This is a genomic window from Pseudarthrobacter sp. W1I19, from assembly GCF_030817835.1.
GTDB lineage: Bacteria > Actinomycetota > Actinomycetes > Actinomycetales > Micrococcaceae > Arthrobacter.
Genome location: NZ_JAUSZR010000001.1, coordinates 4349372 through 4362556, shown reverse-complemented (window position 1 = coordinate 4362556; position 13185 = coordinate 4349372). Strand labels below are relative to the sequence as shown.

Below are 13185 nucleotides of genomic sequence, written 5' to 3'. Positions count from 1 at the left end.
GAGGAGCGCCCACCCGGCAAGGCCTGACCGATGGAGGTCACCATGGCACTATTCATCACCAAGCGCCTGCTGATGGCGCTGGCCACCGTGCTGGTGGTTGCGGTACTGGCCTTCCTGCTGGTCCACGCAATGCCCGGCAGCCCGGGCGCCGTGTCCCTCGGCGCCGGCGCCTCCCAGGAAGCCATCGACGAAGTCAACCAGCGCCTGGGCTGGAATGATCCGCTTCTGGTCCAGTTCGTCAGCTGGCTCGGCGCCGCAGTCCAGGGTGACCTCGGTATCTCGCTCATCGACGGCCGTTCCGTCAGCGCGGACCTTGCCAGCAGGCTCCCCGTCACGGCCTCGCTGGCTGCCGGAGCCACGCTCCTCAGCGCAGTCCTGGGCATCGCCCTGGGCGTCACCGCAGCGGTCCGCGGCGGAACAGTCGACCGCATCATCGGCGGGGTGGCCGGCATGGCCGTGGCCCTTCCGGCGTTCTGGATCGGCATCATCTTCGTCTACCTCCTGGCCGTCCAGTCCTCCGTCTTCCCGGCAACGGGCTACGTCCCGTTCGAGGTCTCGCCGCAGGACTGGGCGCTGTCCCTGGCACTGCCGGTGATCACCCTGGCCGTGGGCGGCGGAGCGTTCATCGCCCGCCAGACCAGGGCCTCCATGCTCGAAGCGCTCCAGCAGGAACACATCCGTACCCTCCGCGCCACGGCCACCCCCACGTGGAAGATCCTCTACATCCACGCCCTGCGCTACGCCAGCCTCCCCATCGTGGCCGGCATTGCGCTCCAGTTCATCCAGCTCTTTGGCGGTTCCGTCATCGCCGAGCAGCTGTTCGCAATGCCGGGCCTGGGCCAGGCCGTCCAGAACTCCGTCAGCACCCATGACGCCCCGTCCGTCCAGGGCGTCGTAGTGATCGCCACCGTGGTGGTGGTCGCCGTGAACCTGGTGCTGGAACTCGCCACCAAGTTCCTCGACCCGAAGTTGCGTGCCTCATGATCCCCAACGTTGCCCCCGCACCAGCAGACCCAGCGGAGCCGACGGCGGCTGCCGTCCTTCCCAAGGCCCCGCGCCAAAGCGCGGCGAAGAAATTCTCCGGCAGCAAGCTGTTCGCCTCACCGGCGAGCATTGCCGGCGTGATCTGGCTGGCCGCGCTGGTGGTCGCCTCCCTCACCGCGCCGCTGTGGATGCCCTTTAAGACCGAAGACCAGGACTTCACTGCCGTCCTCTCCGGACCCACCGCCGGGCACTGGCTCGGCACCGACGAACTGGGCCGGGACCTCCTGAGCCGCATCTTCGCTTCGGCGGCCGGCACGCTGGGGACGTCCATGATCACGGTGATTGTCGCCGTCGGGCTCGGAACCCTGCTGGCGATGCTTGCCGCAGCCGCCGGCGAACGCGTGGAAAACGTCATCAGCCGCGTCACCGAAATCATGATGTCCCTGCCCGGCACGGTGATCATCCTGGCCGTCATCGGCGCCGTGGGAACCAACATCCCGCTGATCATGGGCATCCTGGGCGTGCTGATCTCGGCCGGCATTTACCGCGTGATGCTGGGCCAGGCCAAGTCCCTGCAGTCCCAGCTGTACGTGGACGCCGCCAAGGTGGACGGCGTCAGCACGGCCGGCATCAGCCTCCGCCACGTGTTGCCCGGCCTGACCAACACCATTGTGGTCCAAGCTGCCCTGATCTTCGCCGTCGGCATGCTCATCCAGGCCGGCCTGGCCTTCATCGGCTTCGGCCCGCCCATCCCGCAGCCCAGCTGGGGAGGCATGATCCAGGGCGCCTCGCAGCACGTCTACGACGCCCCCTGGCTGATGGTCCCCACCGGCGCCGTGCTCGCCCTGACCGTCCTGGCCGCCAATGCGATCGGCAATGCCTTGGGCAAGGCGCCCAATGCCACGGCCTCGCACCTGCCCTCCGCCGCGGCACGGCGCCAGCGCGCCAAAACGGTCGCCGCAATCGCTGCTGCTGCGCCGGCTTCGCAGGACGCCGCGAAGAACACGCTCAGCGTCCGCAACCTCTCCGTGGGAGTGGACTCTGCGGGTGCGGGCAAGGGAGTCCGCCTGGTCACGGACGTCTCCTTCGACGTCGAACCCGGCACCGTCCTTGGCCTGGTGGGTGAATCCGGCTGCGGCAAAACCATGACGGCGCTGTCCCTCCTGGGCCTGCTGCCGTCCGGGGTCTCCGTGACCGGCGGCCAGCTCCTCTGGAACGGCAAGAACCTGGCCGCGGCCACCGAGAAGGACATGGAAGGCATCCGCGGACGCGACATCGCCCTGATCTCACAGGAACCCATGCGCGCCCTGGACCCCATGTTCACGGTGGGTTACCAGCTCACGGCCACGGTCCGGCGGCTCCGCGGGATGGGCAGGGCCGAGGCGAAGGCCGAAGCCCTGGGCCTGCTGGAAAAGGTAGGCATCGTGGACGCCGCACGGATCCTGAAAACCTACCCGCACCAGATCAGCGGCGGCATGGCCCAGCGAGTCGCCATCGCCCTGGCACTCGCCGGCCGTCCCCGGCTCCTGGTGGCCGATGAACCGACCACCGCACTTGACGTCACCGTCCAGGCCGAGATCCTCTCGCTGCTGCGCAGCCTGGTGAAGGACACCGGGATGTCAGTGGTGATGGTGACGCACGATCTTGGTGTGGTGGCCGACCTCTGCGACCAGGTGGCGGTGATGTACGCCGGCGAGGTGGTGGAGAACGGCCGGACGGACAGCATCCTGGATAACCCGCGCCACCCCTACACCTTGGCCCTGCTCGCTGCGGACCCGCACGCCAACCACGCAGCGGACATGCCCGAGCGCCTGGCTACCATCAGCGGACAGGTGCCGCAGCCCAAGGACTGGCCCAGCACTTGCCGCTTCGCCGCCCGCTGCCAGTTCGCAGGATCCGCCTGCATGGTGCCCATCCCGCTGCTTCCCTCCGGAACCGGCGACGGTGTGGTGCGCTGCGTCAAAGCGGACGAACTCGCCGTCGAAGGTCTGGACTGGGTGGCCACTGACGTCCCCAGCCACCACATCCTGAACCTGGTTGAGGCACCGGCTGCTGCAACCCGAACTGTTGAGAAGGATCCCGCATGAGCACCGCAACATCGGTCCGCGCCGAAGCGCCGCTGCCCGCTGCCGTCCAGCCTCTGCTGGAGGTCAAGGACCTGGTGGTCCGGTACGGACGCGGGCGCAAGGCAGCCGCCGCTCCCGCCGCCGTGGACCATGTCAGCTTCAGCATCGCCCCCGGTGAGACCGTGGGGCTGGTGGGGGAGTCCGGCTCCGGCAAGTCGACCATCGGCAAGGCGATCCTGGGCCTGCAGAAGGTGTCCGGCGGGTCCATCACCTACCAGGGCAAGGACATTACCTCCGCCGGGGCGTCCCAGCGCCGGGCTTTGGGAAGTGAGCTGCGGGCCGTCTTCCAGGACCCCAACTCCTCGCTGAACCCGCGCAACACCATTGGTTTCTCCCTGGCCGAACCGCTCCGGCTCCGCGGGGTAGGTGCGGCGGAGGCACGGCAGCGCGCCGAGGACATGCTGGAACGCGTCGGCCTGCCACGCGAGGCGGTGGACAGGTACCCCAGCCAGTTCTCCGGCGGCCAGCGCCAGCGCATTTCCGTGGCCCGTGCCCTGATCTGCGACCCCAAGCTGGTGGTCTGCGACGAGGCCGTGAGCGCCCTGGACCTCTCCACCCAGGCCCAGGTGCTGAACCTCCTGGCGGACCTGCGGGACGAGCGAGGCCTGGGCTACCTGTTCATCGCGCACGACATCGCCGTGGTCCAGTTCCTGGCCCAGCGCGTGGTGGTCCTGTACCGCGGGCAGGTGATGGAAAGCGGGCCTGCCGCCGCCGTCACCGAAAACCCCGGGCACCCGTTCACCCAGGCCCTTGTTGCCGCGTCCCCGGTACCGCGGCCCGCGGAGCAGGCGGCACGCCGGGAGGCCCGCGAGTCCCTGGGGGTGCGGACGGGAGCGGCCGCGGTGCCCGGACCCGGCGGCTGCCCCTTCCGGCTCCGCTGCCCGCTGGCCACCGAACTCTGCGCCGCCGAACGCCCCGCCCTGCGCACGGTGGGCGGCTCCGACGTCGCCTGCCACTACGCCTAGATACCTTTTTCACTGACTGCAGAACGGAACATCCCGCATGACTTCGACTCCCTGGCACGCCGCCATGATCACCCCTGACGAAGACTTCGACGGCGCCCCGCTGCTCCGGAAGGAATTCCGGCTGGCCGAAGGGCAAGGCGGGGTGGCCAAGGCGACGCTGCGTGCCACCGCTTTCGGGGTTTACGAGGCCCTGATCAACGGTGTTCCCGTGGGTGAGGACGTGCTGAGCCCGGGATGGAGCTCGTACGAGTGGCGGCTCCGCTACCGGACCTACGACGTGACGTCCCTGGTGGGGCCATCGACCGTCATCGGGGTTTCGCTGGGTAACGGCTGGTACCGGGGGCGCCTCGCCTGGCACGGCATGTCCAAGCTCTATGGGGAGGAGCTGGGCTTCTTCGGGCAGCTGGACATCGAATTCGAGGACGGGCACGTCCAGACCGTCGCGTCGGATTCCTCCTGGCAGTCCGGCCCCTCCGCCACCACCTGCAACGATCTTTACGACGGGCAGGCCATCGACGCCCGCCGGAACCAGCCGGGCTGGGCGGAGCCAGGCTTTGACGCCGGCACCTGGGCGGGGGTGCGCACGCTGGAGTTCGACGCCGGCCGGCTGGCTGAGCCGGTGGGCCCGCCCGTGGTGCGTACCGCCGTCGTTAAACCCCAGGACACCTTTACCTCGCCCAGCGGCAAGACGCTGGTGGACTTCGGCCAGAACCTGGTGGGCTGGCTGCGCTTCACGGTGAAGGGCGAGGCAGGTCAGGCCATCACCGTGCGCCACGCAGAAGTGCTGGAGGACGGGGAGCTCGGAGTCCGCCCGCTGCGGTCCGCCAAGGCCACGGACACGTTCATCCTGTCCGGCGGCGAGGACTTCTTCGAACCGACCAAGACATTCCATGGCTTCCGCTACGCCGAGATCTCCGGCTGGCCGGGCACGCTCACCGAGGACTCACTCGAGGCGGTGGTGGTGCACTCCGAGCTGGAACGCACCGGCACCTTCGAGTGCTCCAACGAGCTGGTGAACCAGCTGCACCGCAACATCGTCTGGGGCCTGCGGGGCAACTTCCTGGACCTTCCGACGGACTGCCCGCAGCGCGACGAGCGGCTGGGCTGGACCGGCGACATTGCCGTCTTCGCTCCCACCGCAGCGTTCCTCTACAACGTCAAGGGCTTCCTGCAGGACTGGCTCCTGGACCTCGCCGCGGAGCAGAAGGCAGCGGACGGCCTGGTGCCCATCACCGTGCCGGATGCGCTGAAGTACTGCCCGCAGCCGCCTGAGTTCCCGGCGCCGGAATCGTCGGCGCTCTGGAGCGAGGCCTCGGTCTGGGTGCCGTGGGCGCTGTGGGAGGCCTACGGCGACCTCACCGTGCTGCAGAACCAGTACGAATCCATGACTTCACACACCCGCCGGGTGGAAGGCCTGCTCTCACCCACCGGACTCTGGGACCAGGGCTTCCAGTTCGGTGACTGGCTGGACCCCGACGCCGATCCGGACAAGCCGTGGGACGCGAAGGCGGACACCGGGGTTGTTGCCACTACGTGTATGTTCCGCACGGCGACCATCACGGCCCAGACGGCCCGGCTGCTGGGGCACCAGGACGACGCCGAATACTTCGAGCAGTTGGCCGCACGGGTCCAGGCATCGTACCTGGAGCACTACGTGGCCACCGACGGCACCATCCGCAGCGACTGCACCACCGTCTACGCGCTGGCCATCGCGTTCGGGATCCTGCCCAGCGCGGAGCACGCCGACTTCGCGGGGGAGCGCCTCGCCGAGCTGGTCCGGAAGAACAACTACCGCGTATCCACCGGCTTCGCGGGCACCCCGTTCATCACCGGCGCGCTCACGGACACGGGCCACAGCGAGGAGGCCTACCGCCTGCTGCTGGAGGAGGGCTGCCCGTCCTGGCTCTACCCGGTGACCATGGGGGCCACCACCGTGTGGGAGCGGTGGGACTCCATGCTCCCCGACGGCACCATCAACCCCGGCGAGATGACCAGCTTCAACCACTATGCCCTGGGTGCGGTGGCGGACTGGCTGCACAAGACTGTGGGCGGCATCAGCCCGCTCGCACCCGGTTATGGCAAGGTGCGGATTGCGCCGGTGCCGGGCGAGGGCATCGACTGGGCCAAGACCTCCCTCAAGATGCCGCACGGAACCGTCCGCGTGGAGTGGAAGCACGACGACGGCGCATTCCACCTCGAGGCGACCCTACCCGGGGGAGTAGAGGCCGACGTCGTACTTCCGGGCGGTGAGCAGCGCACCGTGGGTGCCGGCACTCACAGCTTCAGCGTGCCTGCCGCGTTGGCCTTCACGGCCGGGGCGTAGGAGTGGCGGCTTTGGCGGAGCTGCTGGTCGTGGATAACGACTTCGGCGGCGATCCGGACGGGCTCGTTGCCCTGTCGCACATCCTGTTGCGATGCGGCCCGGACGTAACGGTCCTGGTAACCACGTCACCGCTGGATCCGGGACTTGCCGCAGCAGCAGGAGCCGACCCTGCAACGACAGCCAGCCGGGGCAGGGAACTGGCCGAGGAGCTCCTGGAGCTGATGGGGATTAATGATGTCCTGGTCATCACCGGTGCCGAGGCTCCCGGAACCGGCGCAGGGCAGGTCAGCGCTGGGGCACGCGGAATCGTGGAAACCTCCGCGCGCTGTGAGCAAACCACTGTCCTGTGTGGAGGACCGCTGACCAACATCGCTGCCGCGCTGCGGCTGGACCCGGCGCTCGCCGATCGCGCAACGCTGGTCTGGGTGGGTGGCACGTTGGCGGAAGCGGACCGCGGGGAATACAACGCGGACACTGACGCCGCCTCGGCCGTGGAGGTGCTGGCGTCGGGGATGCCCCTTGTCCGGATCCCGTACGAGGAGTACACGCGGATGGCCGTTGCGGTGGATGCGGTGAAGAACGAGCTGGCTGCCGCGTCAAGGGTTGGTTCCTGGTTGGCGGAGCGGCTGCTCGACGTTCCGCCCTTCGTTGAGCTCGGCAGCACGCTGACCCTCGGAGACAGTGTCCTGGCGCCGTTTGTGCCAAGCCGCGGCACGGCTGGCATCGCTGCTGATCCGGGAACGGTGATCCACCACAGGATCGACAGCGACGGGTTGTGGAACGACCTGATTGAGCAGCTGGGGCGGCGCGTTAGGGAGCCTGATCCGCGGCACTTTCCGCCTATGGATCCCACTGTTGCTGCGTGATATTTTGACCCTCTTACGTCGCTTACAGGGAGCGATCCAGGAGGAGGGCAAGCTCATGAGTGATACCAATTCCGCCGGAACAAACGTGGACGTCGTGGACATCCTGACCAGTGATCACCAGGACATGATTGCGCTGATCGGGCAGATCAGGAGTGCGTCCGAGGACAGCCAGCGCAGGGGCCTGGCGGACACCTTGATCGCGGAGGTCATGCGCCATGCCGTTGCCGAGGAAATGTATGTGTACCCCGCGATTGAGGACCACGTGCCGAACGGCAAGGACGAAGTGGAACACGACAAGAAGGAGCATGACGACATCGTCAAGCTCATGAAGCGGCTGGAGAAGGTGGAGGCTTCCGAACCGGCTTTCATGGAGCTGGTCAATGAGCTCGAGGCGCAGCTGAGCCATCACGCCAACGATGAGGAGACCGAACAATTTCCCAAGCTCCGCCTGCACATCCCCCGGGAGAAACTCGTCGACATGGGCGAAAAGGTGGAAAAAGCGAAGAAGCTGGCGCCCACCAGGCCGCATCCGAGCGCGCCGCATTCCGAGTTGTTCCACAAAACCCTGGGACCGGGCGTAGGCCTAGTGGACCGGATCCTGGACAAGCTGAAGGGCAGGCGCACGGACTCGTAGGCTTACCGGAAGGGCAGCGGGGACGGCTAGCTGCTAGCTGCCGGCTGAGAGCAGCCGCTGAATCTGCTCCGCGGCGTCGCTGTCCGGCGCCGGGGTGTAGACCACAAGGTGCAGGTCCGGGCGGTCCGAGGGCGACACCTGGTGGTGTTCCAGCCGGAGCACGCCCACCGACGGGTGGTGGAAGAGCCGTTCACGGGATTCGAAACCGAGGATGTCGTACCGGTCCCAGCCCTCCTTGAACTCAGGACTCGTCTTCTTGAGCCGCTCCACCTGGTAGGCCACGTCCGGATCGCCGAGCCGCTGCCCTGCTTCTGCCCGGAACTCGGCCAGGAACCGCCTGCTGGTGACGTCCCAGTCGGGGAGCAGCTCGCGGACGTACGGGTCCGTGAAGACCAGCCACAGCAGGTTCCGCTCCGGGGCGGCAACGTTGGCGATGTTGGGATACAGCGCGGCATAGGCCCTGTTCCAGCCGGTGACGCTCCAGTCCGGTGCCAACGCGAAAGCGGGGTTCGGGCCGAGGGCGTCGAGGAGCCGTTGGATGTGGGCCGGAGCGTCGGCAGCCACCGGACCGGCCGTGACGGGCGCCGAATAACCGCCCAAGGACAGGACGTAGGAACGCCCCGTCTCCGAGAGGTGCAGGGTGCAGGCCACAGCTTCCAGGACTTCGCGGGAGGGCCTGATGTCCCGGCCCTGCTCCAGCCACGTGTACCAGGTGACGCTCACGCCGGAAAGGAAGGCGACTTCCTCCCGCCGCAGCCCCCGCTCACGCCGGCGGGCGACGGGCGGCAATCCATACTCGGACCGCAGCGCCTGGTCCCGCCGTGCCCGCAGGAACAGGCCCAGCTCCTTGCGTCTATCCCCGGCCTCTTTCACGGGAGACAACACTAGTACTCTGGTACTCCTACTACTAGTATCAGCACTGTCTTCCGTCCGCGCGCGCGGGCGGGCAGGATCGGTAGCATGCCTGCACTTCGCTCTAAAACAGTCACCCATGGCCGCAACATGGCCGGCGCCCGCGCACTGCTGCGCGCCTCCGGCGTCGCCAACTCGGACATCGGGAAGCCGATCATCGCCGTCGCCAACTCCTTCACCGAGTTTGTCCCGGGGCACACCCACCTCGCCCCCGTGGGACGGATTGTCTCCGACGCGATCCTTGCCGCCGGCGCCGTGCCTCGGGAATTCAACACCATTGCCGTGGACGACGGCATCGCCATGGGCCACTCCGGCATGCTCTACTCCCTGCCTTCCCGCGACCTGATCGCCGACTCCGTGGAGTACATGGTCAACGCACACTGCGCCGACGCCCTGGTGTGCATCTCCAACTGCGACAAGATCACGCCGGGCATGCTCATGGCCGCGCTGCGCCTGAACATCCCCGTAGTGTTCGTCTCCGGCGGGCCCATGGAGGCTGGCCGTGTGACCCTGACCGACGGCTCCGTACGCTCCCTGGACCTCGTGAACGCGATTGCCGACGCCGTGGACGAGTCCATTTCCGATGAAGACATCAACCTCATTGAAGAGAACGCCTGCCCCACCTGCGGTTCCTGCTCCGGCATGTTCACCGCCAACTCCATGAACTGCCTCGCCGAGGCCATCGGACTGGCCCTGCCGGGCAACGGCTCCGTGCTCGCGACCCACACCGCGCGCAAGGCGCTGTACGAGAAGGCCGGCGCCACCGTCGTCGAACTCGTCAAGCGCTATTACGACGGCGACGACGACTCAGTTCTGCCGCGCTCCATCGCCACTGCCGAGGCCTTTGACAACGCCATGGCCCTGGACATCTCGATGGGCGGTTCCACAAACACGATCCTGCACCTGCTGGCCGCGGCCCAGGAAGCGGGCGTGGAGTACGGACTGGCCGAGATGGATGCCAAGTCGCGCCAGGTGCCCTGCCTGGCAAAGGTGGCCCCGAACGTCGCCAAGGACAAGACCTATTACATGGAGGACGTGCACCGCGCCGGCGGCATCCCCGCACTGCTGGGCGAACTGAACCGCGGCGGCCTCCTGCACAAGAACGTCCACTCCGTGCACTCCGCGGACCTGGACGGCTGGCTGGATGACTGGGACATCCGCGGCGGCAAGGCCACCGAAGAAGCGAAGGCCCTCTGGCATGCGGCTCCCGGCGGGGTCCGCTCCTCCACCGCCTTCTCCCAGTCGAACCAGTGGACCTCCCTGGACACCGACGCCGCGGAAGGCTGCATCCGCTCGGTGGAGCACGCCTACTCCAAGGACGGCGGACTGGCCGTGCTCCGCGGCAACGTGGCCGTGGACGGTGCCGTGGTGAAGACCGCCGGCGTGGACGAGTCCATCTGGACCTTCGAAGGTCCGGCAGTGGTGTGCGAGTCCCAGGACGAAGCCGTGGAAAAGATCCTGAACAAGGGCGTCAAGGAAGGCGACGTGGTGGTCATCCGCTACGAGGGCCCGCGCGGTGGTCCGGGCATGCAGGAAATGCTCTATCCGACGTCGTTCCTCAAGGGCCGCGGGCTCGGCAAGAAGTGCGCCCTCATCACGGACGGCCGCTTCTCCGGCGGCACCTCGGGCCTGTCGATCGGGCATATCTCCCCGGAGGCTGCCTCCGGCGGCACGATCGCCCTGGTTGAGGACGGCGACATCATCAGCATCGACATCACGCAGCGCTCCCTACAGCTGCAGGTCCCCGACGAGGTCCTCGCCGAACGCCGCGAAAAACTGGAGGCCAATGGCGGGTACAAGGCCAAGAACCGGGACCGCTATGTCTCCCCGGCCCTGCGCGCCTACGCCGCAATGGCACTGTCTGCCGACAAGGGTGCGGTGCGGGACGTCTCGCTGGTGGAGAACCTCGTGTAGGCTGCGCTGGAACTTACAGGAGGATGCATGCCGTACACCGTAGATTTCAAGAACGTGTCCACCGTTGGCCTGGAATCATCGCCGGTCGCTGAGGCGCTGGCCGGGCTGCGGGCCAACGAGGCGCGGTACTACAAAAACAAGTACGACCACGATTTCACCGTCACCCCCGCCGACGAGGCGCCGGAGACGGTGGCGTACGTGCACAACATCCTCTCCACCGAGCGCAACCTCGTCATCGCATCCCGTCCACTCGAGGTGTCTTCCTTCGAAGTGGACGGGCTGCGGATGGCGTACGTGTTTTATGAGTCCGGCCTGGCCATCAACGTGATGTACGGCCTCGAGGAAGGCGGGAAACGGGCAGTCGGATTCAAGCTGTCTGACGGCATGGATGTTCCCGAGGAACTGGCGTCCAGCTTCAAGTTCGCGCGGCAGAAGTCGAAGCTCGCCGGCGTCATCCGCGGCTCCTACTTTGTGATCAAGGGCGAGTACTGACCCGGAACCCCTTCCCGCACTGACTCCTGTGGAACGGGATGCACACTTGGCGGCATGAATCCTGTGCGGATCGGTTGGGGGCATGAATGTCTGACCCTGCTCGTAGTCTGAAAGTGTCCCGAGGAGGAGGGGCATTGGTTCCGTGGAGGGGGTGCAGCGTGGAGGTTGGGCCGTTCGTCATCGACGACGAGGCGTGGGTTCCGGTTGTCGAGTTCACGGACGGGGAGGATTCGCTGTTGGCCGGGACGGTGAGTTTTCCGGTTCCTGCCTTCCTGACCGCCGATGGTGCCATCCGGATGGTGCAGTCGGCTGACAGGCTGATCGCCTGGGCGACGGGCATGAAGCATGGCGGGCTTGCCCGGGTGGAGGAAGCTGTTGCGGAAGAATCTCGTGGGCGGCAGGAGAACCAGCCGGTACGGTTTGGCGGGGACGAGGCCCATGCGCTTGCTGTCACCGAAGTCTCAACTGCCTGCGCCCTCTCGGAAGGCACGGCTGCGCGCTTGCTCAATGATGCGTCGGAGCTGACGGGGCCGCTTTGGGAGGTCCTTGAAGCGCTGGAGGCGGGCGACATTTCGGACGCGCATGCGCGGATCATTGTTGATCAGGCCCGTTCCCTCCCTGACGGGCAGGCTGAAAGGTTTGCATCGGTTGCGCTGCGGCGCACGAGGACCCGGCATGGCCGCAGGCGCACACCGGCTGAATTGCGTGCCTGTCTGCGGCGGTTGCGTGAACAGCTTCACCCTGAAAGCCTCGCGGCCCGCAAAGAGGCGGCCCGGCGTGAGCGCGGTGTCTGGTTTAGGGCTGAGCCGGACGGGATGTGCACGCTCACGGCGTTCCTCACCGCGGAGGTCGGAATGGCGATCTATAGCGGACTCGATCGTGATGCGCGGCTGGCCAGCGCACGGGCCGCGGAGCTCAAGGACCTCAGGGACCTTCCCGGGCCCGGCTCGGCTTCTGGACACAGCGCTGCTGCTGAACCCGGCACTGCACCGGGATCCGGCACTGCACCTGGGGCCGGCACTGCGCCGGGATCCGGCACTGCACGTGGGGCCGGCGCTGGTGCGGATTCGCCTACGCTGTCGGAGTTCCGCGCCGAGTCGCTGGCCTACCGCCTCTTGGGTGGGCCTGAATCGGGCGCGTCCGACAAGCTTTTTGGTGGCCCTGACGGGGCGGAATCCGGGGTGTTCCGCCCCGAGATCGTGGTGACTATCCCGGTGGGACAGGTTATGGGCGGCAGCCCGGGTTCCGGCGGCGATGCCGTAGCGGCTGAACCAGCCACATTGCCCTCCGCGGCGGCTGGACTTGGTGCGGCCGGGCTGCCAGGAGCTGAGTCTGGGGCGGCTGGGGTTGGCGCGGCCGGACCTGCGGCTGGTGACTTCGGAACGGCTGAACTCGAGGGGTACGGCCCCCTTGATGCTGCTACGGCCCGGTGTTTGGCTGCCCTGGCGCCTGCCTGGTACCTGCTGTTCACGGACGGTACCACCGGGCAGGCGTTGGGTGCGGGGCGCCGGGCATATCGTCCACCGAAGGCGCTGCGCCGGTACCTGCAGTGCCGCGACGGGACCTGCCGTTTCCCGGGATGCACCCATAGGGCCAGCGCCTGCGAGCCCGATCACACCATCGAGTGGCAGGACGGCGGGACTACCGATCCCGGAAACCTGGCCATGCTCTGCCGCCGGCACCACGCGCTGAAGTCCATCGGCGCGTGGAGTTACAGACACTCTTCCCCTTCCGGGGACCTTGAGTGGCGTTCACCGCTGGGCCGGCACTACACCACCGAAGCAGCCGACCACGGAAAAGTCCTGTATCCACTCCAACAGCCAGAGCCACCACCGTTCTAGGCAGACGGTGCTTCGGCTGTCGCGGTTTCGGCGCTGCCGCATTCCGCTAGTGTCCGTCATTGGCCGTCGCGTATGTGGACTTGATTAGGATGGAGCCTCAGGATTTGAGCCGCCCCGGTTCCGGGCCG

Annotated in this window: 10 protein-coding genes; 9 read left to right on the top strand and 1 reads right to left on the bottom strand. The window is 67.3% G+C overall.

The window, feature by feature from the left end; translation table 11 throughout:
- The first annotated feature begins 30 nt into the window (after positions 1–30).
- The 6 genes from QF038_RS20155 to QF038_RS20130 are packed head-to-tail and all read left to right on the top strand — an operon-like array spanning position 31 to position 7898.
- A complete protein-coding gene (locus QF038_RS20155) occupies positions 31–984 on the top strand; it encodes an ABC transporter permease (protein WP_050057023.1) in 954 nt (317 codons plus the stop codon).
- The gene (locus tag QF038_RS20150; protein WP_307612668.1) at positions 981–3071 is read left to right on the top strand and encodes a dipeptide/oligopeptide/nickel ABC transporter permease/ATP-binding protein; all 2091 of its coding nucleotides are present in this window, start codon (positions 981–983) and stop codon (positions 3069–3071) included. Before QF038_RS20155 ends, QF038_RS20150 begins: the two co-directional genes overlap by 4 nt.
- A complete protein-coding gene (locus QF038_RS20145; protein ID WP_307612665.1) occupies positions 3068–4075 on the top strand; it encodes an ABC transporter ATP-binding protein in 1008 nt (335 codons plus the stop codon). The genes QF038_RS20150 and QF038_RS20145 overlap by 4 nt, the downstream gene beginning before the upstream one ends.
- Positions 4076–4112: 37 nt before the next feature.
- Complete coding sequence (locus QF038_RS20140) at positions 4113–6398, top strand: alpha-L-rhamnosidase (protein ID WP_307612664.1); 2286 nt, start codon at positions 4113–4115, stop codon at positions 6396–6398.
- An 11-nt stretch (positions 6399–6409) separates the two neighbouring features.
- Positions 6410–7264 (top strand): nucleoside hydrolase, encoded by an 855-nt coding sequence (locus tag QF038_RS20135; RefSeq protein WP_307612662.1) that lies wholly within the window; start codon positions 6410–6412, stop codon positions 7262–7264.
- 55 nt (positions 7265–7319) lie between these two features.
- Entirely contained in the window at positions 7320–7898 is a 579-nt protein-coding gene (locus tag QF038_RS20130; protein WP_307612660.1) for a hemerythrin domain-containing protein, read from the top strand.
- 33 nt (positions 7899–7931) lie between these two features.
- On the opposite strand, the gene QF038_RS20125 is transcribed toward QF038_RS20130, so the two are convergent.
- Positions 7932–8783, bottom strand: coding sequence for a helix-turn-helix transcriptional regulator (locus tag QF038_RS20125; RefSeq protein WP_373461601.1), 852 nt, complete (start codon positions 8781–8783; stop codon positions 7932–7934).
- A 75-nt stretch (positions 8784–8858) separates the two neighbouring features.
- Here QF038_RS20125 and ilvD point away from each other — a divergent pair, with 75 nt between their 5' ends.
- The 3 genes from ilvD to QF038_RS20110 all read left to right on the top strand — a co-directional run bounded on the left by ilvD (position 8859) and on the right by QF038_RS20110 (position 13057).
- Positions 8859–10724 (top strand): dihydroxy-acid dehydratase, encoded by a 1866-nt coding sequence (gene ilvD / locus QF038_RS20120; RefSeq protein WP_307612658.1) that lies wholly within the window; start codon positions 8859–8861, stop codon positions 10722–10724.
- 27 nt (positions 10725–10751) lie between these two features.
- Positions 10752–11216 carry a phage tail protein gene (locus tag QF038_RS20115; protein WP_307612656.1) on the top strand — a complete coding sequence of 155 codons (465 nt, stop codon included), beginning with the start codon at positions 10752–10754 and terminating at the stop codon, positions 11214–11216.
- 158 nt (positions 11217–11374) lie between these two features.
- A complete protein-coding gene (locus QF038_RS20110; protein WP_307612655.1) occupies positions 11375–13057 on the top strand; it encodes an HNH endonuclease signature motif containing protein in 1683 nt (560 codons plus the stop codon).
- Positions 13058–13185: the final 128 nt, after the last annotated feature.